Below are 23,242 nucleotides of genomic sequence, written 5' to 3' on the forward strand. Positions count from 1 at the left end.
CGTGGACTTCGGTACGGGGCTGGTCAGCGTCTGGTGTCAGGGCGGCAGGGCCGCCTGACCGTTCGCTAACCGTTGCCGCGGAATGCCGCACCACCATGCGGCGAGGCGGTGGGGGCATGTCGGCGGTGCAGGCGACACTCCGGCATCTCCTGCCCCGAGGCACTCCTGCTCGCTCGCATCCGATCCGCCACCGTCCTCGGCGTCGACGCCCTCGCCATCGACGTCGAAGTCGACATCACCAACGGCCTGCCGTCGTTCACCACCGTGGGCCTCCCGCTCGGCGCCGTCAAGGAAGGACGCGAACGGGTCGCCGCCGCGCTCGGCAACGCCGGCTATCAGCTGCCGCTCCGCCGCATCACCGTCAACCTCGCCCCCGCCGACGTGCAGAAGCGCGGCAGCGCGCTCGACCTGCCGATCGCGGTGGGGATCCTCGCGGCGAGCGGTCAGATCGTGGAGGACCGCCTCGCCGGGACGCTCTTCCTCGGTGAGCTCGGTCTAGAGGGCGACCTGCGCCCGATTCGTGGCGCGCTGCCAATCGCGCTCGCCGCCAACGCGATGGGGTGCACCGAGCTGATCCTCCCCGCGGCGAATGTCGCCGAGGCCGCGGTGGTGGAGGGGGTGACGGTGCGCGGCGCGGCAACCCTCACGGAAGTGTGCCGGCACCTCGGTGGCGAGATCACTCTGGAGCCGGTCCGCACCGACGCGACCGCGTTGATGGCAGGTGCGGCGTTTCCCGATGTGGATTTCGCCGATGTGAAGGCCCAAGGCGCGGCGAAGCGGGCACTGGAGGTGGCGGCGGCGGGGGCGCACAACATTCTGATGATCGGACCGCCTGGGGCGGGGAAGACGATGCTCGCTCGCCGGCTGCCGAGCATCCTGCCGTCGCTCACGTTGGCAGAGGCGCTCGACGTCACGCGGATCCATTCGGTGGCGGGGCTGCTGCCGCTGGGCGAGGCGTTGCTGACGCAGCGGCCGTTCCGGGCACCGCATCACACCGTGTCGTATGCGGGGCTCATTGGTGGTGGCTCGATCCCGCGTCCGGGCGAGGTGTCGCTGGCGCATCACGGCGTGTTGTTTCTGGATGAGGTCGCCGAGCTGCCGAGCAATGTGCTCGAGGTGCTGCGGCAGCCGCTGGAGGATGGGCACGTCACCATCTCGCGCGCGGCGATGACGCTCGGCTATCCGGCGCGCTTCCTCTTTGTCGCGGCGATGAATCCCTGCCCATGTGGCTATGCCGGCGACCCCGTGCGGCAGTGTCTCTGCCCGCCACTCACGGTGCAGAAGTATCTCTCACGGATATCGGGGCCGCTGCTCGATCGGATGGACATTCACCTCAGTGTGCCGCCGGTGGCGTATGGCGATCTGACGTCGCGCGGTGGTGCCGAATCGAGCGCCACCATCCGTGCGCGGGTGGAAGAGGCCAGGGCGCGGCAGCGGGAGCGATTCAAGCGGAGCCGAGGTGTGTTTGCGAACGCGCACATGGGGCCACGTGAACTGGCGCGGCATGTCCCGCTCGACGCCGCCACCGAGGCGGTCATGAAGAGCGCGATCGAGCGCCTGGGCCTCTCGGCGCGCGCCTATCACCGGGTCCTCAAGCTCGCGCGAACGCTGGCCGACCTGGCGGGGAGCGACCAGGTCACGGCGGCGCAGGTGGCGGAGGCGATCCAGTACCGGGTGCTGGATCGGGGGCGGGAGTAGGCAATGGGAAGCGACGACAAGCTGCCGCCGCCGCACCCTGTCATCTCCCTCGAGGACCGGATCCACCTGATTCGAGGCCAGCGGGTGATGATGGATTCTGACCTTGCGGAACTCTATGGTGTCGCGGTGAAAGCGCTCAACCAGGCGGTACAGCGCAATGCTGGGCGGTTCCCCCCTGATTTCATGTTCCGCCTCTCTCTCGAGGAGAGTGTCGCTCTAAGGTCACAAAATGTGACCTTAATCGCAGCGGGGCGTGGCGGCCATAGAAAGTACCTGCCGTATGCGTTCACCGAACAAGGAGTGGCCATGCTCTCCTCGGTCCTGAGGAGTCCCCAATCGGTCAGCGTCAACATCGAGATCATGCGGGCCTTCGTGCGCCTCAGGGCGCTGTTGTCGACGCATGCCGATCTCGCGCGCAAGTTGGTCGACCTGGAGCAGAAGTATGACGGCCAGTTTCGCGCCGTGTTCGATGCCATCCGGCAGTTGATGTCGCCGGGGGACGGAGGGCGCCAGAACCGGATTGGGTTCTGAGGGGCAGGATCAGTCCTCCGCCCGCGGCGGGGTGGCGACCTGACCAATTGAGCAGGTATATTGCTCAAATGAACAGCCCCCCGAGGACCCCGTGACCGCTGCCGTTGCCCCGACCGTCGAGCAGGTGGGTGCCCTGCTCGGCCTCCGGCCCCGACCCCACACCGTGGCGGAGCTCGACCGCGTGGTGCGTGCCGGGCTGCCGTATGCCAGCATGCGGCGGGTGGAGAAGCACTTCGGCCTACCGCTGCAACCTCAGGTGCGCCGCTTCATCGGCTCCCGCAGCACGCTTGAGCGGCGTGAGGTGGCGGGGCGGCTCTCGCGCGCGGAGAGCGAGCGGCTGGCGCGGCTGGCGGGGTTGTCGGGATTGGCGGAGTTTGTCTGGGGGTCGGCCGCGCTCGCCCAGCAGTTCCTCGGGGCGCCGCACCCCCAGCTGGAATCGCGGACGCCGTTGGAGGCCGCGGAGTCGGAGATCGGGGCGCGTCAGGTGGAGCGACTGCTCTGGTCGATCGAGCACGGCCTGCCGGCCTGAGTCGCGCGTGCCACTGGCGTACCGCATCTGCTCTGCGCGCTATCCCGTCCTCGACGGCACCGGCGCCGCCATGAGTGGCGCCCGCTGGAACTCCCCCGGGCGGCCCGTCATTTACACCTCCGAGCACTACGCCACCACCATCCTCGAGCAACTGGTGCACGTCGGGCGACTACTCGTCCCGCCGGGGCATCACGGCGCCGTGATCGAGATCCCCGACGAGCTCCTCGTCGCGACGTTCGTTCCGGCCGAGCATCCAGGCTGGGATGCACCGGACTCGGCCGTTGCGGTCGCGGTTGGGGATGCGTGGTTGCAGGGCGGGGCCACGCCGCTGTTGCGCGTGCCGTCGCTCCCTGGGCAGCCGGTCGAGTGGAACCTCCTCATCAATCCGCTGCATGCCGCGTTCACGCGCATCCGGACCGGGGTGGCGTTCTCGGTGCGGTGGGATGGGAGACTGTTTGGGATGGCGGTGGGCTAGGCGGGTCGGCGCAGCTCGCGGTGGCGGGTTGGCGACCCGACACTCGCCTCGGCGATGTAGCTTGCGGAGCCACGCCTCCCCGACCCTCCAACAGGTAGGCCGAGATTGAGCAGCGCACCCGAGTCCATGAAGTACGTCCTGGGGGTAGCGGGTGCGCTCAGCCTGTGGAGCTGCGCTCCTGCTCCGGCGGAACGAGCTGCCGGGATCGAAGTCTCAGCCACGGTGCTCGATGCACGCACGAGTGTCCCCGCCGCTGACAGTCTCGTCAGCCGCGCCCTCGGCTCGGCTGAGGTCATCGACCGGCCGTGGATGATCGGCCTGGTTGGAGATCTTGTCGTCGTGACGGATCTTGATCCACCACACATCCACCTGCTCGATCGCGGTACCGGTCAACATCTCAAATCGTTCGGTGCGGCGGGAGAGGGCCCAGGTGAATTCTCCAATGGGCCGTCCCTGCTTCGCGCGGGCCTGCTGCGCGACACGATGTGGCTCCTCGACGGCCCTCGTCGCCGGCTCACCGGTTATCCGGTGGGCTCGCTCGTTCGCGCCGATCCCTCCGCCGGGACGCGGATCGTGAATCTGCCAGCACTGATGGTGCAGAGTATCGACGGCCCAGACGCTGAGGGCCGGTTCTTCGCGACCTCCGATGACCCGCGTGACGGGATGCGGTTGATGCACCTTTCGGGGCAGACTGGGGCGGTGGTCAAGTCCGTCCCGATCGATGTTGGCGACCTGCGGCTGTCGCCGGAATTTGTGCCAGGCGCCTACTCGCATCGCGCCTGCATGCGGGGAGAGGCCAAGGGACTCTACTTGGTCTATCGCTACGCTGGGCGAATTGATTGGATCTCCACGGAGTCGGACCACGTCGAGGGTCTGGCCGTGCCATTCCGCTGGCTCCCGTTCGTCTCTCCGGACACGATCAACCCGAAGCTGATCACGTTTGGAGCGAGCCGCCCCATGGCTCGCCGAGCGTACAGCGACTGCTCCGTCACCGCGGACCGCTTCTATGCGCTGTACAGCGGTCGGCTTCGGGGTGAGCCAAAGAACGCCTCCCCGAGGTCTGAAGTGCACGTGTTCGACTTTGCCGGAAACCTCCATCGGGTTGTCGTGCTCGATCATGCGGCCAGCGGATTGGCAGTGACGCAGGACAACAACACGCTCTACAGTGTCGCAGAGGAGCCTGGGGGATTTGTGGTTCGAGTCTCGTCGCTGGGTACCACCGGGGGGACAGCCCGACGATGATGCCGGGCACCTGGCAATCTGAACGACGCATCGATCTGGGAACATGCCAACGCTGCGCCAGGTGCGGCGAAGCGAGGAGCCGTGCGTCCACATCGAGACACCATCAGGGCCCCGGGCCGGGCGCCAGGGGGGTCGGAAGGCCTCGGCAGCGTCGCCTGAGGCCCACGGAGCTGCACGGCCGACACGCCAATCGGGCGCCCGACGAAAACCGGAACGCCGTCAAAACCGGCTGGAGTCGCACAATGAGCGCAGGCGAGCCTGCTGGTCGGGCAGCCTGGGCTGGGTAACCGGGGGAGGACTACCTGTTTGGTACCGGACCGGACTGTCCTGATCGGCTCAGGGGGCGGCGAGCCTCTACCGGATCGATCCGAACATACCGGACCAAGGGGTTCCTCCGAACAAGGGCAGGGGGCCGGGGACTCGGCCCTGCTGCATGACGGTCGACCACGGCTGGATCCGACTGGCGCACCCGGACTGCATCGGTTGCCCGCCGCCCCGACACAGTGCGGTAATCCGGATGCCATCCCCCAGGGGTTCCACTGTCGCCTCAGCCGGGACGCCAGGGCGACACGTTGCAGGGCCCAGCAGGGACGGCGACTCAGCGCAGTTCCTCCGTGGGGAGGACAGGGAGTCGCTTGTCCGAGATCTCTGCCAGGTGACAGAGTCCCCTGGGGTACGGCCGAGATCGAAATTCTTGAGCCGTTTAGCGGATATGGACTCAATGCCTTCTCCCGAAACGGTGACTTTCTGGTCGGGCACACAGACGCATACGATGTAACTTGGTATTCTTCGGCCGGCACGAAGGTGCGCACACTTCGCCGGAATGTCACGGGTGTCCCCGCCTCCGAGGAAGAGCGGAAGGAGGCAGAGAACAAGCTCGCCAGCCGTGCAATCGAGCTTCGCGTCTCACGATCCGCTTTGAGGATGAAGGTCCCTCGATACAAACCGCCAGTGGGGCTTCTCGGATTTGACCTTGAAGGACGCGCGTGGGTCCAATTGGCGGTCCCCCAAGGACAACCAAACATGGCGGATGTTTACGCTTCAGGCGGGCGCTTGCTGGGGACTTACACGTGGCCAGCGAACGTCACTCTGTACCAATTCGCGGTTCGTGGTGCAGTAGGAATCGGCGTGGCGCGAGATGAGTACGACACTCAAACCGTCGTCAGGGTGAAGTTTACCCCGAGTGGCCCGACTCGCCCTGCCAGCAAGCAATAGATGACCGGCGACATGCCGGAGGTTGGCCCGATCCCGCCAATCCGCAAGGCTCACCGGCGGCAGTATCCCGAGGAGGTCCTCTGCCGCGTCCTCGGTGTCGCACCGAGTGGCGACTATGACTGGTTGAAGGAGCCCCTGCCCGTGTGCGCTCAAGAAGATGCACGACTGCTCCGTGTGATTCGGGTCTCGTCCCTGGGTACTCGCGGGGGGACAGCCCGACGATGATGCCGGGAAGAAAACAATCTCACGGATTCATGTGATTTGGGATCATGCCACCCTGGAGTTTCCATGATGCATCTCATCGCCCTCGCTCTACTGGTAGCCCCCGCTCGCTCCCCCGCTCCCCACGACACCACGACCGTCGACTTCCGCGCGGCGACGGTCGCCGTGCTCGACGCCGGGGCAGTGTGGGCCAAGCAGACGGTGGGACAGGCGACGCGCGTCGTGATCGATCGAGCCTCCTTCGAGAGCGTGGCCCGGAGCATCGGGGCGACCGACTCGACGTCGGCCGACTTCGTGAAGCGGGCCCGTGCCGGGGCAGAAGAGAAGGCGTTCAACGACGTGAAGGTCTGCGTCGGGACGGTCAAGCCGCGGTGTACGCTGCCCTACGGGACGGCCGTCGTCATGGCGGTGCGGGCTAAGAGGTCTGCGGACTCTGCCGTTCTGACCATCGCCATCAAGTGGCCCTTTGGTGAGCGGATGGGCTTCGTCGAATACGACGCCACCTTCGCCAAGGGCGCGCTCGTCTCGGTGCGGCGGGTGCGGCAGAGCTAGGAGCAGCACGCCCTCCGGTGTGGACTACCGCACCTCAAACCTGACCCGCTGCTGCACCAGCTGCCGCACCGCCTTCCCGCGGATCGTCGCGGGCTCGAAGCGCGCGCGCAGGATCGCCTCGCGCGCGGCGGCCTCGAAGCCATAGAGCGTGCTGCTGATGACCCGCACCGACGCCGGCTCGACCTTCCCATCGGCGTTCACCACGAACTGCAGCGTCACCTCGCCGGCGACGCCCGACTTCCGCAGCGCGGGCGGGTAGACCGGCTCGCCCCCGCCGATGTAGCGCACCGGGACATCCACCTCGAGCGAGGAGAATTGGCCCGAGCCGATCGACCCCGGGTCGCCAGCGGCACCAATGCCCACGGGCGGCTGCACCGGACCCTCCCTGCCAACCCCCGTGAATCGCGAGGGATCGAACGATTGGCCCAGATCGATTGGCGGAATGCCGATCGGGATGTCGATGGGTGCCGTGACCGTCTCGAACGTCGGTTCCGCCGGGAGCGGGCTCGGCGATGTCGCTGCGGGCGCCGCATGCACCACCTCGGGGGGATCCACCGGCCGGATGTACACCGCCGTGCTGTCGACCAACCGCACGCGCACCTCGGCGGCCGCACCCTGCGTGGCATGGACCGCGCCGACGAGCAGCGCGCCGTGGACGGTGAGCGAGAAGAGGGTCTGGCCGAGCGAACGCTCGGTGGCCGGTTTTGATTCGATCAGGGTGCCGAACATCGGAAACCTCCGTGCAGGGGTGGGACCCAGTGCCTCGGAGATGAACATCGCGCCTGGAGTTGTCGCTGGTGTGGGGCGCGGATGACAAAGCGCCGCCCCCCAGATGACGGGGTGGCGGCGGGATCATTGCAGGGCGATGACGATCGCGTAGCTTGAGACGTTGCCCTCTCCCTTTCGGAGCCGCGCATGCCCCTCCGCACGTCCCTCGCCTGCTGCATCATGCTCTGCGCCTGCAGCATCGACCCCACCGTCGGATCGCCGGAAAAGGTCAACGACCGCAAGGCGCCGGAGATCGTTCTTGATCACCGCGGCCTCGGCGTGCCGGTCGACACCCTGCCGAGCACCGTCCTGAGCGCGTCGGACTCGTTCGGTGTGCTGACGTCGATCGCGGTGGTCGGCGACTACCTCGTGGCGGGCGAGTCCTACGACGCCCCGTTCCTGCACATCCTCGACCGGGCGTCCGGGGCACTGCTCACCTCGGCGGGGCGGCAGGGGAGCGGCCCGGGCGAGTTCACCCTCGCTCCTCAATTTGTGCCGGGAGCCTCGACCACGATGACCGATCTCTGGCTCGCGCCACAGCTTCAGCGCCACGCCGTGGTCGTGAACATCCCGGCCATCGTGGAGAAGCGCGCGGACTGGCTCCGGCGCACCTTCCGGATCGAGGACACTGGATTCCGGCCCAACGGGATCCGGCTTTCCGCCAATGAATGGCTGGTGCGCAGCTACACGCCGGAGGGCGACGCCCCCCTGCTGCTGTTCGATTCGCTCGGCACTCGGCACGGCACAATCGGCACCGTCAGCATCGCGGACGATCGAATTCGGAAGAGCGAGCGGTGGGGGGCGTACATGTTCAACTTGTGCGGCAGCCCCGATGGGCAGCACGTGGCACTCCCGTTCTCGTACACGGGGCGGTTGGAGATCCGGTCACGCGCCAGCAAAGCGGTCGTCGAGGCATCCGTGCCCTATCGCTTCCGCCCCCATCTGCCCTTGTTGGGCAAGATCCTGATGATGTTCAAGAGCGGCACCGCAGGGACGCGCTATGCGTACCCTGACTGTGTAGCGACCGACGCCGTGATCTACGCGAGCTTTCGCGGGCACGTACGCGGGAAGGTCCGCAAGGCGCCGCCGCCCGCCAACACCTTCATCCATGTCTTCGATTGGTCGGGGAAGCTGCTGCGCGTGCACCACCTGGACCACTCGATCGGCGGGTTGGATCTCGATCGGGCAAACAACGTGCTGTACACGGTGAGCAATTATCCGGACTCCGCGGGGCCTACCGTGCGGCGGACGGTGTTGCCGCGATGAGGCGAGAGTTGGAGGGCCGGCGCAGTCGCGGTCACGCAGGTCCTTCGACTCCGCGCCGGCTACGCCGGCGCTCCGCTCAGGATGACAAAGCTAGAGTGTCACCCCGTTCGCTGGTCGCCGTTCGCTGTTCGCTGTCTACCGGCATCCAGGCATTCGGAATGCACCGATCCTGCTCGAGTAGCTCGCCGCACCTGGCCGGTAGTAGTCGCCGACATACCAGATGGTGCAGTCGTCGACTGGGTCGACGGCGGTCTGGGAATAGTCCTCCCAACGGAGGGTGTTGGTCTGTGACCCCTCGCCGCGGACCATGGTGGCCTCGCGGAGGGTGAGGACGCCGAGCGGGTCGGAGCGGCGGCGACCCGCAAAGCGCTGCTCGGGGAACTGCGTGGCGCTGCCGGCCGAGTAGCCGATGCCGATGTTGCCGAACTTGTCGATCGCGGGCGACGGCAGCCAGCGGTAGGTCGCGTCGGGCGCGTAGGTCCCCTGCTGATAGAGCGTTGGCGCGCGGTCCTTGCCCAGCCGGAATTCATACCAGCGCACGCCGCCCGCGCCGGCCGCCGTGTTGACAGAGTGCGTGGCGACGACCGACTCCACGTTGCCGATCCGCCGGTAGACGACACGCGCCATCAGCTTGTCGCCCTGCGCGTCGAGCCGACGGTCGACGCCCGGCTGCGGCACGCAGTTGGTGAGCTGGCCGCCGCAGAGATAGGCATAGGGCGCAACAGCGATCTTCGTCGGGCCGTCGAGCCGCGTCTTGCTCGGGTCGTCCCAGTCGACGTGGAACTGCCAGGCGTAGATGCCGTCATCCTGCAGGACGCCCTTGAGCTGCGTGCCGCCCGCCGCGAGCACGAGGTTTGGTGCTCCTGCCGGTGGCAGTTGTGTGCCGTCGAGGTCGACGTTGTTGAGGAAGTTCACCCCGGGGACGACCACGCACTGCTCCGTCGCCGGCTCGCCGCGCAGCATCCGCGTCCGATCAGCAACGCAGGTGTGCTTCTCGATCACGTCGTCACCCGTTGAGGTTGGCAGGTAGTAGCCGTCGGGCCAGACTGCCGGGCGCGGATAGTCGGGGAAGAGCGGCCGCACGAACTCGTAGCGATAGTAGGTGCCCATCGGATCGTTGCTGGTGCTGACCGCATAGCACATCGCGTAGGCGCCGCTGTCACGCGGTGCCACCGGGCGTGCGGCACCTGGGGTCGCCACCGGCGCGGGTGTCGGCGGGGGCGGCGAGTAGAGTGCCTCCGCCTTCCCGGGCTGCCCCGAACGGCCGATCACGCTGCGCTTCGCGACGCCCGGAGCCGGTGGGGCCTCGTCATCGGGCCGCCGCGGGCCGCGCGAGAAGATCGGGGAGATCACCAGCCACCGGTCAGCGAGCTGGTCGTAGCGGACCACCGCGTCGCCGCTGTTGCGCTGCTCACAGAGTCCGCCGAAGCCGCGCCACACGGTGCGCGTCTCGACCGGCCCGTAGAGGACGCGCCCGGTCTCCGGATGCTTCGCGCCGGCCTTCGTGAAGACCGCCATCCGCGAGTTCACGATCTGCACGATGTGATCAGGGCCGACGCCGAGCGAATTGTCGGACGGATTGCGCAGCGTGGCGGTCCCCGAAGGGCCGTTGAAGCCGACGCCGAGCCCATCGAACGAGGCGATCATCCGCGCTGCCGGGCCAGTGCCATACGCTGTCTGCTCGACACCGTCGGCGCCCTGCGGCATCGCCATCGTCGCGTCACGGACGCGGTCGTCCTCGTCCTCGTCGTCATCCGGCGGCGCGAGGCCGCGCATCGGGGCACCAACCTCATCGACCTCCACCCGCGCGATCACATCGCCCGCGAGGATCCCCTCGGCGACATCGAGCCCGCTGATGATCTCACCGGCGGTGGTGTACTCGTGGTCGAGGTTGGGGTTGTCGGCGAGGTTGAGGTAGAGCTGGGCGTCGCCGGTATCGCGGCCGCGCGCCGAGATGCCGATCGTGCCGCGGAACTGGGAACGGAGCGCGACCTCGTCGCGCATGAAGGGGCCGTCGCCAACGTATTCCGACGCATCGCCACCGCCTCCCTGGGTCACGAAGTTGGCCTCGACCCGCTGGAAGACGTGGCCGTTGTAGAAGCCTTCGCGTGCCAGGCGGAGGAGCCGTGCCGTGGTGGCCGGCGCCTCGCCCGCAAAGAGACGGATCGTGAACGAGCCGCCGCCGCTCGACGGCGCCATCGTCACGATCAGGCGTGCCTCGCCCTGCAGCAGCAACTTCGCCAGCGGCTCGGTGCGGATCGGGAGCGGCTGTGTCGCTGCAGCAAAGGTTCGCCCGGGCCAGCGGGCAAGAATGCTGGCCGCTGCGACGGCGACCGTGCTGTCGAAATCGGCCACGTAGCGGAGCACGACGGTTGAGTTTGCATCGCTGCCGAGCTCGCCGATACGGGCGAGCAGCGCGATGCGCGGGTCGCGCGAGGTCTCGCGCTGCTCGGCCGAGATCCGGTCGAGCGCGGCGATGGCTGCGGGCACCACGCGCGCGTCCTTCGAGCCGTTGAGTGCGGTGGCTGCGGCGAGCACCACCTGGTATCCCGGTGAGGCGAGCGCGGCGATATAGATCGAGTCGGCGGCATGGCCCATCAGGCGCGACAGCCCGGTGAGCGCCGCCTCCTGCACGTTGTGGTCGCGGTCGCCGGCGAGGCGGCGGAGCAGCACGCCGTCCCGCATCGTAGCGGCGGCCACCGTCGCCGCGAGCCGCTCCCCCCAGATGGCGCTGGTGACGAAGCGGTCGAGGTGGGGGCGCGCCACGGCGCTGTCGACACGGGCGAGCGTCATCAGCGCGTGGGCCGCCTTGTGCCAGCGGTGGTCGGGGGTGGTGGTCGCGATCGGGGTGGTCAGGGCGTGGAGCAGCACCGGGACCACGGCGGCGCGGTCGGCGCACGGCGACGTGAGCGAGTCGATGGCGGTGAGCGCCACCAGGAGGTTGCGATCGTCGACGAGGCCGAGGATCGGGGTGCAGTCGGTCGGCCGCGCCGCGAGCCGCGCCGCGACGATGGCCCCAACGCGAACGATCGGCGAGCGGTCCTTCACGCCGGCACTGATGGCTTCGGCGCGGCGCCCCACCGGCAACGTCGTGATCCCGGAGAGCGCGAGACGCCGGACCTGCTCGTCCGCATCCATGAGACCCGTGGCGACGATCACCGAGTCGAGCCCCTGCGCCAGGATCAGCGTGCTGAAGGCCAGACGGCGCGCCGTCGGGTCGGGCGAAGCCACGGCGGCGCGACGGATCGCGAAGATCGTCGGCATCGCCATCGGCCCCACCACGCGCCGCCCCTGCGCCAGCTTGAAGAGCCCCTGCATCATCTGCCGCGTCGCCGTGCGGTTGATGCGTGCCACGATCGCCGCCTCGGCGGCGCGCGCCTCACTCGAGTCGCCGTACGGGAGGCGGCCGATGGCGGCGGCCAGTGCATCGACGACGCTGGGGTCTTGCTCCTTGGCCAGTGCGGCGTCCAGCGCGAGCCGCGCGCCGCGCACCGAGATGTCGGTGGTGTCGGCGGCCAGCGGCCGGCGGGGCACCCGCTTGAGGCTCTGGGTCAGCCCGGTCGCCGCCTCGCGACGGATGGCCGGGACCGGGTCGCCGAGCAGCGCGGCGAGTCGCTTGCCGAACTCGGGGCGCTGGAAACGACCGAGCCCGCGGGCGGCGACCCGGCGCAGCAGGGTGTCCCGACCCTCGATGGCAGCGAGCAGCGGGGCGATGCCATCCGCTCCCTTGCCGCGGTGGTCCTCGGCGACCAGCAGCCGCTGCAGCGCGGCGGTGTCGGGGCGAGCCGACTGGGCCGCGAGGGCGGCGGGAGCGAGCAGGAGCGCGACGACGAGGGAGAGCAGGGCACGCATTGGGGGTCCGGAGGTAGGGAGGAGGTGCCTTGAATCTGGGGCCGCGGCGGCTAGTGGGGAACCCGATGCGGGCTCGGCGCTGGGGTGCCGTCGCAGCGGGATCCGCGGCGGCGAGCCCTTATGTCTGGTCGGCGTGCCGATTGCGGCGCCCCCGGCGTGCAGTACAGGGGGCGACGCGGCGAGCCGCTTGGAGACCGCGAGAACGGTCACCCCAGGTCGAGCCCGCACGCGGAGGTCCTTCGACTTCGCGTCGGCTGCGCCGTCGCTTCGCTCAGGATGACAGCTCGTGAAAACCCTTCTCTCCTCATTCCTCAGTCCTCACCGCCACCACTGCATCTGGTGTCCCGACGGGTCAGAGCGTATTCATTCGGGCTGCCGGACCCCCCGGCATTCCCCGAAAACAGATGACGGAGGCAGGATGTCGCGCTTCTTCCTTGCGGCTGGCCGCGTGGCCACGCTCCCCTTTGCGGCGGCCGCGATGCTGGCCGCCCCGCTCTCGGCGCAGGGTCCGACCCAGCCGATCGACGTGGAGTACACCGCCAAGATCAAGGAGTACCTGACCGACGCGCGGATCTCGACCGAACTGGTCGACCACCTCCCCGCCTCGAGCACGGTGCCGACCCCGCTGAAGTTCCTGGGTCGGATCGTGGGGACGCCGGGGGAACTGACCTACGCCAAGGACATCCATCGCTACCTGGCCGCCATCGCGGCCTCCTCGCCGCGCGCCAAGTACTGGACCATCGGCAAGACGGAGGAAGGGCGCGACATGGTGGTGCTCGCGATCGCCGACAGCGCGACGCTTGCGCAGATCGATCGCTACAAGGGAATGCTCAAGGAGTTGACCGACCCGCGCCGCACCACCGAGGCGCGCGCGCAGGAACTCCTCGGCACTGCCAAGCCGATCTACTGGATCACGTCGGGGATGCACTCGCCGGAGCGCGGCGGCCCGGAGATGCTGATGGAGCTGGCCTACCGGATGGTCGTCGAGGACACGCCGTTCATCCGCGAGATCCGCAACAACGTCATCACCTTCATCACGCCGGTGATCGAGGTCGACGGGCGCGAGAAGATGGTCGACACCTACTACTACAACAAGAAGTACGGCGCCGACGGCAACCTGCCACTCATGTACTGGGGCAAGTACGTCCAGCACGACAACAACCGCGACGGGATGGGGCAGTACCTCGAGCTGACGAAGCACACCACTCGGACCTTCCTCGAGTGGACGCCGACCGTCCTCCACGATCTGCATGAGGCGCAGACCTATCTGTACTCCTCGACCGGGAGCGGGCCGTACAACGAGGCCGTTGACCCGATCACCGTCGACGAGTGGTGGGTGCTCGCCAAGAACGACGTCATGGAGATGACCAAGCGCGGGGTGCCGGGGGTGTGGACCTACGGCTTCTACGACGGCTGGACCCCGAACTACATGTTCTTCATCGCGCACACGCACAACGCGATTGGCCGCTTCTACGAGGTGCAGAGCTACGGCCCGGACAATTATGTCCAGCGCACCGGCAACACCACGACGTCGCGCGAGTGGTTCCGGCCCAATCCGCCGCTGCCGACCATCAACTGGGGGCCGCGCGCCAACGTGAACATCCAGCAGTCGGGCGTGCTCTTCTCGCTGTCGCGGATGGCGAAGGACCGCCGGCTCTTCCTCGAGAACTACTGGCTCAAGAACAAGCGCGCGGTGGAGCGCGGCAAGACGGGGCCGATCAGTGGCTGGGTGATCCCGGCGGGGCAGCACGCCGCGGCGAATGCCGCCGAGGCGGTCAATGACCTCCGCACGCAGGGGCTGGAGTTCAACGTGGCGACCGCGCCCTTCAAGGCCGGGCACGTGCAGGTGCAGGCGGGTGACTGGATCGTCCGCGGTGACCAGCCGTACCGCACAATCGCCGACATGTACTTCTCGCTCCAGAACTTCGCGGTGTCGAATCCGTCGCCGTACGACGACACCGGCTGGACCTTCCCGCTGATGCGCAACATGACGATCCTCCCGGTCGGCGACGTGGCGTTGCTCGCGGGACCGATGGCACCAGTGACGGCCGAGGTCCGCGCGGCGGGTGGCATCACCGGCAAGGGGAACGTGGTGGCGATCGCGGCGAGCCGTGACAACGCGCTGGTCTCCTTCCGCTTCAAGCTGGCGAAGGTGCCGATGCGCGCGGCCGATGCCGCCTTCGATGCCGGTGGGAAGCACTTCGAGGCTGGCACCTTCCTGATCCCGAACGCCAACCGCGCCCAGCTCGATGCCGTGCTCAAGCCGCTCGGCCTCGCCGCGGTGGCGCTGCCGGCGATGCCGAAGGTCGCGATGCACGACCTGGACCTCCCGCGCATCGGCTACATCCACTCGTGGACGCGCACGCAGGACGAAGGGTGGGTTCGCGCGGCGTTTGATCACTACGGTGTGCCGTACGACTACTTCGGTGAGCCGATGGCCCGTGCCGGCAACCTGCGCGCCAAGTACGACGTGATCGTCTATCCGCACGGCGGCAGCGGCGTGGGACAGGCGGTGGCCGCCGACGGCAAGCCGGTGCCGTACCGTGCGACGAAGGAGTTCCCGTCGCTCGGCTATCCCGATTCGAGCAGCGACATCCGCGGCGGACTCGGTGCCGACGGGATGAAGGCGCTCTACGAATTTGTCCGTGAGGGCGGCACGCTGATCACCGAAGGGAGCACGGCACCACTCTTCGTGACCACCGGCCTCCTGCCGGGCGTGAAGGTGGAGCAGGGGACGGCGCTCTTTGCCCGTGGCACCATCCTGCGTGGCGTGCTCGCGGACCGGAAGTCGCCGCTGACCTATGGCTATGAGCACGGCGAGGTGCCGGTGTATTTCAACTCGAGCCCGATCCTCAACGTCGGCAACCTGCCGCCCGTCGCGTTGGTCGATGGGCCGGCCGGATCGCCTGGGCGCGGCGGGTCGATCACACCGATGGCGTTCCCGCTGGTGCTCTCGGGCTGGGACCCCGAGAAGACCGGGCTCTCCTATGGCGCGCTGCCGCCGAAGGCTGAGGCGGCGGCCGATGCCCCGGCACAGGGCCGCGGGGCAGGTGGGCGTGGCGCAGGCGGTGGGGCTGGTGGCCCGGGGGGACGCGGCGGTGCAGGTGGTGCTGCGGCCTTGAGCGGTATCGCGGTCGATTCATCGGCCTCTGCGCGCGTCGTCCTGGCGTTCCCGGCGAAGGCCGATCAGATGCTGCTCTCCGGCACGCTGCAGAACGGCGAGCTGCTCGCCAATCGCGCCCAGCTGGTCGACGCCTCGATCGGGAAGGGCCACTTGGTGATGTTCGCCATCCGCCCGTTCTGGCGCTGGCAGACGCAGGGCACCTACTCGCTCGGCTTCAACGCCCTGTTGCACTGGAACGATCTGGGGGTGGGGCGGTAAGTCAGAAAGGATGATGGATAAAGGATGATGGATGATGGATGCTCCACCGTCCGTGTCATCCTGAGCGGAGCCCGCGCAGCGCAGTCGAAGGACCTCTTTCCCATCGCGCGGAGAGAGGTCCTTCGACTGCGCAGCCCTGCAGGCTGCTACGCTCAGGATGACAATCTCGGGCCATCATCCATCATCCATCATCCCCCTTCCGCCGCCGCTCGCGCTTGAGATCTCCGCGCTTCTTCTTGTCGTCGACGCGCCGCGCCTTGGAGGCCTTGGTGGGTTTGGTGGCCTTGCGCTTCTTCGGCTCGATGAGGGCGGCAGCGACCAGCTCGGCGAGGCGCTCGAGGGCGGTCTCCCGGTTCTGGAGCTGCGAGCGGCCCGCCTGGGAGACGACGCGGATCTGTCCGGTGGAGTCGAGGCGGGTGGCGAGGCGCCGGAGCAGCGCCGCACGCTGATGGTCGGTCAGGGTCGGCGATTCCAGGACGTTCCACACCACCTCGATGCGGGTCGAGGAGGTGTTGACGTGCTGCCCGCCAGGCCCGCCACTCCGCGAGGCGCGGAAGAGCAGCTCCTCGCGGGGGATCGCGAGGGCGGGGGAGATCAGGAGGGGATCGCCGTCGGCCATCCCGGAGGCTAATCGCCCCGGCCAGAGGGCGGCAGAGGGGGGCCGGAATTACGTTTCCGCCATGCGCTGCCTCGGTCGGATCATTCTCCTCGTGCTGGTCCTGCTCCTCGTCGGGGCGGGATGGCTCTATCGCGACGAGATCCGGCGCTGGGGCAACGACGTCGTCAACCCACTCGACAAGGCGCGGCGCACCGGGCACCCGTCGCCGACGGCCGAAGCGCGGGCGCTCGGCAAGGTGGACTCGCTGCTAAAGAGCCAGAGCGATTCGATCATCCTCTCGGCCGATGAAATGGCCTCGCTGATCGCCGTCGGCGCCTCCTTCCTGCCGCGCGAACTGCTCGACTCGATCTCCGTGGAGCTCGGCGACCGGACCATCCGCGTGCGCACGCTCGTCAATTCCGCCAAACTGCCGCCGCGCGTCCTCTCGATGCTGCCGGTGGCCCCCGAGCCGTTCGAGGAAGTGATCGCCACGGGGACGATGACCCCGGCCCGTGCCGGCGTGGCGGAGTGGAAGATGGACCAGGTGCTGGTGCGTGGGCTCCCGGTGCCGAGTGACCTGACGGCGCGGCTCATTGCCAAGGCAACCGGGCGGCCGAGCGATGGTCGACTCGAGATCCTGATGCCGCGCGGCGTGACCGGCTTCCGGGTGCGGCCGTCGGGCGTGGCGATCTATCGGGATGGGGCGGGACGATGAACGGTCGGATTCTGGTGGTCGATGACGAACGCTCCATCCGCGACATTCTCGCGCAGGTGCTCGGCTACGAGGGCTACGACGTCGCCACCGCGTCGTCGGGCGGCGAGGCGCTCAGCAGCTATCGCACCCGGCCCGCCGATCTCGTGATTCTCGATGTGAAGATGCAGGGGATCGACGGGCTCGACACCCTCGCGCAGTTGCGCCAGCAGGATCCCGAGGCACGCGTGGTGATGATCTCGGGCCACGCCACGATCGCCACCGCGGTGCAGGCCGTCAAGCAGGGTGCGTTCGACTTTCTCGAGAAGCCGCTTGATGCGGACCGGCTGTTGGTGACGGTGCAGCGCGCGATGGAACATCGGCAGCTCGTGGGCGAGAATGCCCGGCTGCGCGAGGGGCTCGCGCGGGCGACCGATGCCCGGTTCGCGATGGTCGGCGCCAGCGAAGGGCTGGGGCGGATCCGCGAGCTGGCCGCGCGCGTGGCGCCGACCAATGCCCGCGTGCTGATCACCGGCGAGAATGGCAGCGGCAAGGAGCTGGTGGCTCGCGCCATCCATGATGGGTCGGCGCGGGCCAAGGGGCCGTTCGTCGAGGTGAACTGCGCGGCCATCCCCAGCGAGTTGGTCGAGAGTGAGTTGTTCGGCCACACCAAGGGGGCGTTCACCGGCGCGGTCGGCGAGCAGCGCGGCAAGTTCGAGGCGGCCAATGGTGGCACGCTCTTCCTCGACGAGATCGGCGACCTCGCCCTCTCGGCACAAGCGAAGATTCTCCGCGCATTGCAGGAAGGGGTGATCGTTCGCGTCGGCGATTCGAAGGCGATTCCGGTGGATGTCCGCGTGATCGCGGCGACCAATCGCGACCTCGACGGCGAGATTCGCGAAGGTCGCTTTCGCGAGGACCTCTATCACCGTCTCAACGTGATGCCGATCCAGGTTCCGCCGCTGCGCCAACGGACCGAGGACATCCCCGCGCTGGTGTCCCACTTCGTGGCGGTGCTCGGCGGCGGGCCCGGGATGGCACCAAAGCCGTTCACCGGTGGGGCGCTGCGTCGGCTGCAGCGTCGGCGGTGGCCGGGCAATGTCCGGGAGCTGCGCAACGCGGTCGAGCGATTGCTGATTCTCGCCACGGGGGCGGAGGTCACCGAGGACGACATCGACCTGGTCCTGCCGGTCGAGTCGGCGATCGACCCGACGCGCCTGGCGGCGGAGGCGGCCGACAAGAGCTTCGGCGAATTCCGCGACGCCGCCGAGCGTGCCTTCCTCGAAGCTCGATTGCAGGAGCACTACTGGAACGTCGCCGAGACGGCGCGCGCGCTCGGCATGCCGCGCTCCAATCTCTACACCAAGATCGAGAAATACGGCCTGCAGCGGGAGCGCGTATGACCGGACCGCGTGACTGGGACAAGGAGATGGCGGAGATCGACAAGTTGATGGCGTCGGATCGCCCGGCCCCACCGGCCGCTCCGGGCGCCTCTCCGCCGGCGCGCCAGGCGAGTGCGGCACCGGCGACGGCTGCTCCGCGCGCGGCGGCACCGACTGCCTCCCGTGGGCGCGACACGGTCTTTGTCTGGTTGATCGCCATTCTTGGTGTGCTCGGAGCGGTGGCGCTCTACTACTGGCCGTACAACAAGACGTGCGGCACCTGGCTCTACGGCTACCTGATCGGGGTGGCCGCCGTGGCGGGGTGCGGCCTGATGACGATGCGGAGTTCGTGGACCCATCGCCGGGGGTTGGCGCACGCCGTCGGCCTCCTGACGTTCCTCGCCGGCCTCGCCTTCGCGGCCGCCGAGATTCTTCCGCGCACCGGCTACGCCGCGGAGTCGCGCACCTGGACCTGTCCCTCCTGACCAGACGAGTTATGGCCAAGACTTTCAAGAACTTCATCGCCGGCAAGTGGGTTGCACCGACCACCGGGCGCTACATCACCAATCGCAACCCGGCTGACACCACCGATGTCATCGGTCGCTTTCCCGATTCCGGTCCGGCCGACATCGCTGCCGCGGTGGCCTCGGCAAAGGTCGGCTTCGAGCAGTGGTCGCGCACGCCGGCGCCGCTCCGTGGCGATGTCCTCCGCCGCCTCGGCGACATCCTGACGGACCGCAAGGATGAACTGGCTGACGCCATGACCCGCGAGATGGGCAAGGTCCTCGCCGAGACCGGCGGCGACGTGCAGGAAGGGATCGACACCGCGTACTACGCCGCCACCGAAGGGCGGCGCCTCTTCGGGCACACGGTCCCGTCGGAGCTGCGCCAGAAGTGGGCGATGAGCGTCCGCCGCCCGATCGGCGTGGCCGGGCTGATCACGCCATTCAATTTCCCGATGGCGATCCCGACCTGGAAGATGTTCCCCGCGCTCCTCTGCGGAAACAGCGTGATCCTCAAGGCGTCCGAGGATGTGCCGCACTCGTCGCACCTGCTGGTCGAGGCGCTGCTCGAGGCGGGGCTCCCGCCGCAGGTGATCCAGCTGGTGCATGGCGGTGGCGCGGCCGGTGCGGCGCTGGTCGAGCACCCGGACGTCCCGGTGATCTCGTTCACGGGGTCGACCGACACCGGCTCGAAGATCGGCGAGATCTGCGGCCGGATGCACAAGCGGCTCTCGCTCGAAATGGGCGGCAAGAATGCCCAGATCGTGATGGATGACGCCGACCTCGATCTGGCGCTTGAGGGAGTCCTCTGGGGCGCCTTCGGCACCACGGGGCAGCGTTGCACCGCGACGTCGCGGCTGATCATCCACCGCAAGGTCCATGACCGCTTCGTGGCGCGTCTGGTCGAGGCCGCGGAGAAGCTGGTCCTGGGCGACGGCCGCCATGCGAAGAGCCAGGTCGGGCCGCTCATCCACGAGGCGGCGCGCGAGAAGGTCGAGCGCTACGTCGAGATCGGCAAGGCGCAGGGGGCCGAACTGGCCTGTGGTGGCGCCCGTCCCCGCTCGCCGCGGCTCGCCAACGGCTACTTCTACAAGCCGACGGTCTTCACCAACGTCAAGGCAGGGTCCCGCCTGGCGATGGAAGAAATCTTCGGTCCGGTGTTGAGCGTGATCAAGGTCGGCTCGTACGAGGAAGCGGTGAAGGTGAACAACGAGGTGAAGTACGGCCTCTCGTCGTCGATCTACACCCGCGACGTCAACCGCGCCTTCCGCGCCCTCGAGGATCTGCAGAACGGGATCACGTACGTCAACGCGCCGACGATCGGCGCCGAGGCGCACCTCCCGTTCGGCGGCGTGAAGCAGACCGGCAACGGCCACCGCGAAGGGGGCTGGGAAGTGTTCGAGTTCTACTCCGAAACGAAGGTCTGCTACGTCGACTTTTCGGGGACGTTGCAGCGGGCGCAGATGGATACCTACGAATGAGCAGGGCGGGGGAATCGATGATCGATCATCGATGATCGATCATCGATTCCCTTGCCGCTTGCGCCCGGTTCGGGGTCCGGGTAGGCTTCCCCCAACTCCCATTTCCACTCCGAAGTTCCCTGCACGTCTGCGGTGCCCGAGGTGCGTGTCATGCGGCCATTGCGAATTGGCAACGGGCCCAGGGGCGGCGGGTCCGATGAGGGCTCGTTGGACCTGTACCTGCGCGACATCAGTCGGTATCCCCTGATCACTCAGGCGGACGAGGTCGCGCTTGCCCAGCGCATCCGCCGCGGCGATCAGGAAGCGCTCGACACCCTCGTCCGCAGCAATCTCCGCTTCGTCGTCTCCGTCGCCAAGAAGTATCAGAACCAGGGGGTCTCCCTCGCGGACTTGATCAACGAGGGGAACCTCGGCCTCATCCGCGCGGCCCACAAGTTCGACGAGAGCAAGGGGATCAAGTTCATCTCCTACGCCGTCTGGTGGATCCGGCAGGCGATCCTCCAGGCGCTGGCCGAGCAGTCCCGGATCGTGCGGGTACCACTCAACCGGGCCGGCGAGCTGCATCGGATCGGCCGCCGGACGTCGGCGCTGCAACAGGAGTTGGGCCGCGACCCCACGGCGGGCGAGATCGCGGAGGGGATGGACCTCGACATCGCCGAGGTGGAGCGGACGCTGCAGATCTCGCAGGCGCACATCTCGCTCGACGCGCCGATGACCCCGGGCGAGGACAACAAGCTGATCGACTACCTCCCCGACGCCGCCGAGCGGAGTGCCGACGCCGCCACCATGGAGCACGCGCTCACCGAGGGGATCGAGACGGTCTTCAAGAGCCTTCGCGACCGCGAGGCCAAGATCCTCCGGCTCTACTTCGGCCTCGATGGCCCCGATCCGATGACGCTCGAGGAAATCGGGGCGATGATGGGGATCACCCGGGAGCGGGTCCGCCAGATCAAGGAGAAGGCGCTGCTCCGGTTGCGGCACGCGGGGGAGCAGCAGGCGCTCGATTCTTTCCTCAGTTGAGCACCATCGATCATCGATGATCGATCATCGATGATCGATCGCCTTGCGAACTCCCCGCCGATCCTCTAGCCTCCCCCCATGGCTGCCAACCCCTCATTCGACATCTCGACCGGCGTCGAGATCCAGGAAGTCGACAACGCCGTGAATCAGGCCGTGAAGGAGATCGCCCAGCGATACGACTTCAAGGGCACCCACTGCACCATCGAGCTCGACCGCGAGAAGGCGACGATCGCCCTGGCGGCCGACGACGAATTCAAGATGGAGGCGCTGGTGGACACCGTCCGCTCGCGCCTCATCAAGCGTGGCGTCCCGGTCAAGAACCTCGATCTCGGTGAGCTGATTCCGGCGACGGGGAGTTCGGTGCGGCGGGTGCTCACGCTGGCGCAGGGGATCCCGACCGAGGAAGCGAAGAAGATCCAGCGCGCCATCAAGGACGCCGGCTTCAAGAAGGTGCAGGCGAGCATCCAGGGCGACGAGCTTCGGGTCACCTCGCCCTCGAAGGACGAGCTCCAGGCGGTGATCGCCTTCCTGCGTGGCGCCGACTTCGCGGTGGAACTCCAGTTCGGCAACTTCCGCGGGTGACGCGGGTGCGGCGGACACGCCTCGCCCGCCTTGTCGCCGTCGCGATCTTCCTCGGCTCCTGCATGCCGCCGGATCAACCGGCGGCGGCACCGGAGCCGTTGCAACTCGACCCTGACATCCGGATCGGCCTCGTCGTCGATGTCGCCACCGCCACGATCGGCGGCGGCGCGGCGTTGCGCGTGGTGGACCCGGACGAAGGGCTGGTCAGTGACGTCCCTGCCAACCAGCAGGCCACCCTGACGCGGCGTGGCGCGGGCATCGTGCTGCGCGGCACCACGCCTGAGGTGGCGCGCCGCCGGCTGGTGATCGAGCCGGCGGAGGGCGCCACCACCGTGCGCGTCGGCGGCAAGGAGTATCGCGGCGTGCTCGAGTTGGAGGCCGGCGTCACGGGTGTTCGGGTTCTCAATCGGGTCGGGCTCGAGCAGTACCTGATCGGGGTGGTCGGCGCCGAGATGGGGAGCAGGACGCTGGAGGAGATGGAGGCGCTCAAGGCGCAGGCCGTCGCGTCGCGGACCTACGCGCTCCGGCAACAGCGCAACAACGCCGCCCGCGGTTTCGACGTCGTCGCCGACGTCAACAACCAGGTCTACGCGGGACTCGCGCTCGAGCAACCGCTCGCAGCACAGGCCGTCGAGGCGACACGGGGCGAGATCCTCACCTACGACGGCGCCCCGATCGACGCCTTCTTCTCCTCGACCTGCGGCGGGGAGACCGAGGATGGTCCGGCGGCCTTTGCCGGGGCGACGCGCCCCTACCTGCGCGCGGTGCCCGACGTCGACCAGAATGGCGTCGCCTGGTGCGCGATCTCCCCGCGCTTTCGTTGGACCGAGTCCTGGAGCGCCGCCCAGCTCAAAGAGGTGCTTCGGCGGACGCTCGGGGCCAACGGCCTGTCGATGGCCCGTGCCAATGACCTGACCGAGATGCGAGTGCTGGATCGGACCGGCACGGGGCGGATTGCCACGCTGGAGCTCACGGGCCGCAATGGCCGCACGGCGGTCAGCGGGCAGGCCATCCGGCGTGTCCTCGCGCCAACGGCGGGCGGGATGCTCCGGAGCACCGACTTCACGGTGAAGCTGGGTCGGCGCGGCGGCAAGATCGAACGGGTGACCATCGAGGGACGGGGGTATGGGCACGGGGTGGGGATGTGCCAGTACGGGGCCATTGGCCGGGCCAGGGCGGGGCAGGACTACCAGACCATCCTGACGAGCTACTTTCCGGGGACACTGTTGAGCCGGATCTACTGACCGAGACGG

At 68.2% G+C, this 23,242-nt stretch carries 19 protein-coding genes; 15 read left to right on the forward strand and 4 right to left on the reverse strand.

What is annotated here, in order from left to right:
• The first annotated feature begins 165 nt into the window (after window positions 1-165).
• The 4 genes from IPG05_10830 to IPG05_10845 all read left to right on the forward strand — a co-directional run bounded on the left by IPG05_10830 (window position 166) and on the right by IPG05_10845 (window position 3,233).
• On the forward strand, window positions 166-1,698 hold the full coding sequence (locus tag IPG05_10830; protein MBK6495573.1) for a YifB family Mg chelatase-like AAA ATPase: 1,533 nt from the start codon (window positions 166-168) through the stop codon (window positions 1,696-1,698).
• A gap of 3 nt (window positions 1,699-1,701) precedes the next feature.
• Window positions 1,702-2,229 (forward strand): ORF6N domain-containing protein, encoded by a 528-nt coding sequence (locus IPG05_10835; GenBank protein MBK6495574.1) that lies wholly within the window; start codon window positions 1,702-1,704, stop codon window positions 2,227-2,229.
• Window positions 2,230-2,320: 91 nt separating this feature from the next.
• A complete protein-coding gene (locus IPG05_10840; GenBank protein ID MBK6495575.1) occupies window positions 2,321-2,758 on the forward strand; it encodes a DUF2384 domain-containing protein in 438 nt (145 codons plus the stop codon).
• Between the two features lie 7 nt (window positions 2,759-2,765).
• A complete protein-coding gene (locus IPG05_10845) occupies window positions 2,766-3,233 on the forward strand; it encodes an RES domain-containing protein (protein MBK6495576.1) in 468 nt (155 codons plus the stop codon).
• A 213-nt stretch (window positions 3,234-3,446) separates the two neighbouring features.
• Here the strand turns inward: IPG05_10845 and IPG05_10850 are convergent, their stop codons facing one another.
• The gene (locus tag IPG05_10850) at window positions 3,447-3,911 is read right to left on the reverse strand and encodes a hypothetical protein (protein ID MBK6495577.1); all 465 of its coding nucleotides are present in this window, start codon (window positions 3,909-3,911) and stop codon (window positions 3,447-3,449) included.
• Between the two features lie 21 nt (window positions 3,912-3,932).
• Here IPG05_10850 and IPG05_10855 point away from each other — a divergent pair, with 21 nt between their 5' ends.
• Both IPG05_10855 and IPG05_10860 read left to right on the forward strand, forming a co-directional pair.
• Window positions 3,933-4,475: a hypothetical protein gene (locus tag IPG05_10855; GenBank protein MBK6495578.1), complete on the forward strand. Its 543-nt coding sequence runs from the start codon at window positions 3,933-3,935 to the stop codon at window positions 4,473-4,475.
• Window positions 4,476-5,978: 1,503 nt separating this feature from the next.
• Window positions 5,979-6,464 (forward strand): hypothetical protein, encoded by a 486-nt coding sequence (locus IPG05_10860; protein MBK6495579.1) that lies wholly within the window; start codon window positions 5,979-5,981, stop codon window positions 6,462-6,464.
• 24 nt (window positions 6,465-6,488) lie between these two features.
• Here IPG05_10860 and IPG05_10865 read toward each other — a convergent pair whose 3' ends face one another.
• Window positions 6,489-7,193 (reverse strand): energy transducer TonB, encoded by a 705-nt coding sequence (locus IPG05_10865; protein MBK6495580.1) that lies wholly within the window; start codon window positions 7,191-7,193, stop codon window positions 6,489-6,491.
• A 186-nt stretch (window positions 7,194-7,379) separates the two neighbouring features.
• On the opposite strand from IPG05_10865, the gene IPG05_10870 reads away from it, so the two are divergent.
• Window positions 7,380-8,498 (forward strand): hypothetical protein, encoded by a 1,119-nt coding sequence (locus IPG05_10870; GenBank protein ID MBK6495581.1) that lies wholly within the window; start codon window positions 7,380-7,382, stop codon window positions 8,496-8,498.
• Window positions 8,499-8,633: 135 nt separating this feature from the next.
• Here IPG05_10870 and IPG05_10875 read toward each other — a convergent pair whose 3' ends face one another.
• A complete protein-coding gene (locus IPG05_10875; GenBank protein ID MBK6495582.1) occupies window positions 8,634-12,350 on the reverse strand; it encodes a peptidylprolyl isomerase in 3,717 nt (1,238 codons plus the stop codon).
• 418 nt (window positions 12,351-12,768) lie between these two features.
• Here IPG05_10875 and IPG05_10880 point away from each other — a divergent pair, with 418 nt between their 5' ends.
• On the forward strand, window positions 12,769-15,732 hold the full coding sequence (locus tag IPG05_10880) for a hypothetical protein (GenBank protein ID MBK6495583.1): 2,964 nt from the start codon (window positions 12,769-12,771) through the stop codon (window positions 15,730-15,732).
• 181 nt (window positions 15,733-15,913) lie between these two features.
• Here the strand turns inward: IPG05_10880 and arfB are convergent, their stop codons facing one another.
• Window positions 15,914-16,351: an aminoacyl-tRNA hydrolase gene (gene arfB, locus IPG05_10885; GenBank protein ID MBK6495584.1), complete on the reverse strand. Its 438-nt coding sequence runs from the start codon at window positions 16,349-16,351 to the stop codon at window positions 15,914-15,916.
• A 61-nt stretch (window positions 16,352-16,412) separates the two neighbouring features.
• Here arfB and IPG05_10890 point away from each other — a divergent pair, with 61 nt between their 5' ends.
• The 7 genes from IPG05_10890 to IPG05_10920 all read left to right on the forward strand — a co-directional run bounded on the left by IPG05_10890 (window position 16,413) and on the right by IPG05_10920 (window position 23,233).
• Window positions 16,413-17,045 (forward strand): hypothetical protein, encoded by a 633-nt coding sequence (locus IPG05_10890; GenBank protein MBK6495585.1) that lies wholly within the window; start codon window positions 16,413-16,415, stop codon window positions 17,043-17,045.
• Window positions 17,042-18,424, forward strand: a complete 1,383-nt coding sequence (locus IPG05_10895; GenBank protein MBK6495586.1) for a sigma-54-dependent Fis family transcriptional regulator — start codon at window positions 17,042-17,044, stop codon at window positions 18,422-18,424. Before IPG05_10890 ends, IPG05_10895 begins: the two co-directional genes overlap by 4 nt.
• Window positions 18,421-18,888: a hypothetical protein gene (locus IPG05_10900; GenBank protein MBK6495587.1), complete on the forward strand. Its 468-nt coding sequence runs from the start codon at window positions 18,421-18,423 to the stop codon at window positions 18,886-18,888. Before IPG05_10895 ends, IPG05_10900 begins: the two co-directional genes overlap by 4 nt.
• Window positions 18,889-18,899: 11 nt before the next feature.
• On the forward strand, window positions 18,900-20,387 hold the full coding sequence (locus tag IPG05_10905; protein ID MBK6495588.1) for an aldehyde dehydrogenase family protein: 1,488 nt from the start codon (window positions 18,900-18,902) through the stop codon (window positions 20,385-20,387).
• Between the two features lie 150 nt (window positions 20,388-20,537).
• Window positions 20,538-21,407, forward strand: a complete 870-nt coding sequence (locus IPG05_10910; GenBank protein MBK6495589.1) for a sigma-70 family RNA polymerase sigma factor — start codon at window positions 20,538-20,540, stop codon at window positions 21,405-21,407.
• 78 nt (window positions 21,408-21,485) lie between these two features.
• Complete coding sequence (locus tag IPG05_10915) at window positions 21,486-21,989, forward strand: YajQ family cyclic di-GMP-binding protein (protein ID MBK6495590.1); 504 nt, start codon at window positions 21,486-21,488, stop codon at window positions 21,987-21,989.
• Window positions 21,990-21,994: 5 nt separating this feature from the next.
• Entirely contained in the window at window positions 21,995-23,233 is a 1,239-nt protein-coding gene (locus tag IPG05_10920) for a SpoIID/LytB domain-containing protein (GenBank protein ID MBK6495591.1), read from the forward strand.
• The last annotated feature ends 9 nt before the right edge of the window (window positions 23,234-23,242 follow it).

The organism is Gemmatimonadota bacterium (genome assembly GCA_016704275.1).
Taxonomy (GTDB): domain Bacteria; phylum Gemmatimonadota; class Gemmatimonadetes; order Gemmatimonadales; family GWC2-71-9; genus Palsa-1233.

Excerpts from the sequence above, each read along its gene's own strand:
- IPG05_10835 (MBK6495574.1), top strand. The coding sequence starts at position 1,702 with ATGGGAAGCGACGACAAGCTGCCGCCGCCGCACCCTGTCATCTCCCTC.
- IPG05_10860 (MBK6495579.1), top strand. The coding sequence starts at position 5,979 with ATGATGCATCTCATCGCCCTCGCTCTACTGGTAGCCCCCGCTCGCTCC.
- IPG05_10865 (MBK6495580.1), bottom strand. The coding sequence starts at position 7,193 with ATGTTCGGCACCCTGATCGAATCAAAACCGGCCACCGAGCGTTCGCTC.
- IPG05_10870 (MBK6495581.1), top strand. The coding sequence starts at position 7,380 with ATGCCCCTCCGCACGTCCCTCGCCTGCTGCATCATGCTCTGCGCCTGC.
- IPG05_10875 (MBK6495582.1), bottom strand. The coding sequence starts at position 12,350 with ATGCGTGCCCTGCTCTCCCTCGTCGTCGCGCTCCTGCTCGCTCCCGCC.
- IPG05_10880 (MBK6495583.1), top strand. The coding sequence starts at position 12,769 with ATGTCGCGCTTCTTCCTTGCGGCTGGCCGCGTGGCCACGCTCCCCTTT.
- arfB (MBK6495584.1), bottom strand. The coding sequence starts at position 16,351 with ATGGCCGACGGCGATCCCCTCCTGATCTCCCCCGCCCTCGCGATCCCC.
- IPG05_10890 (MBK6495585.1), top strand. The coding sequence starts at position 16,413 with ATGCGCTGCCTCGGTCGGATCATTCTCCTCGTGCTGGTCCTGCTCCTC.
- IPG05_10895 (MBK6495586.1), top strand. The coding sequence starts at position 17,042 with ATGAACGGTCGGATTCTGGTGGTCGATGACGAACGCTCCATCCGCGAC.
- IPG05_10900 (MBK6495587.1), top strand. The coding sequence starts at position 18,421 with ATGACCGGACCGCGTGACTGGGACAAGGAGATGGCGGAGATCGACAAG.
- IPG05_10905 (MBK6495588.1), top strand. The coding sequence starts at position 18,900 with ATGGCCAAGACTTTCAAGAACTTCATCGCCGGCAAGTGGGTTGCACCG.
- IPG05_10910 (MBK6495589.1), top strand. The coding sequence starts at position 20,538 with ATGCGGCCATTGCGAATTGGCAACGGGCCCAGGGGCGGCGGGTCCGAT.
- IPG05_10915 (MBK6495590.1), top strand. The coding sequence starts at position 21,486 with ATGGCTGCCAACCCCTCATTCGACATCTCGACCGGCGTCGAGATCCAG.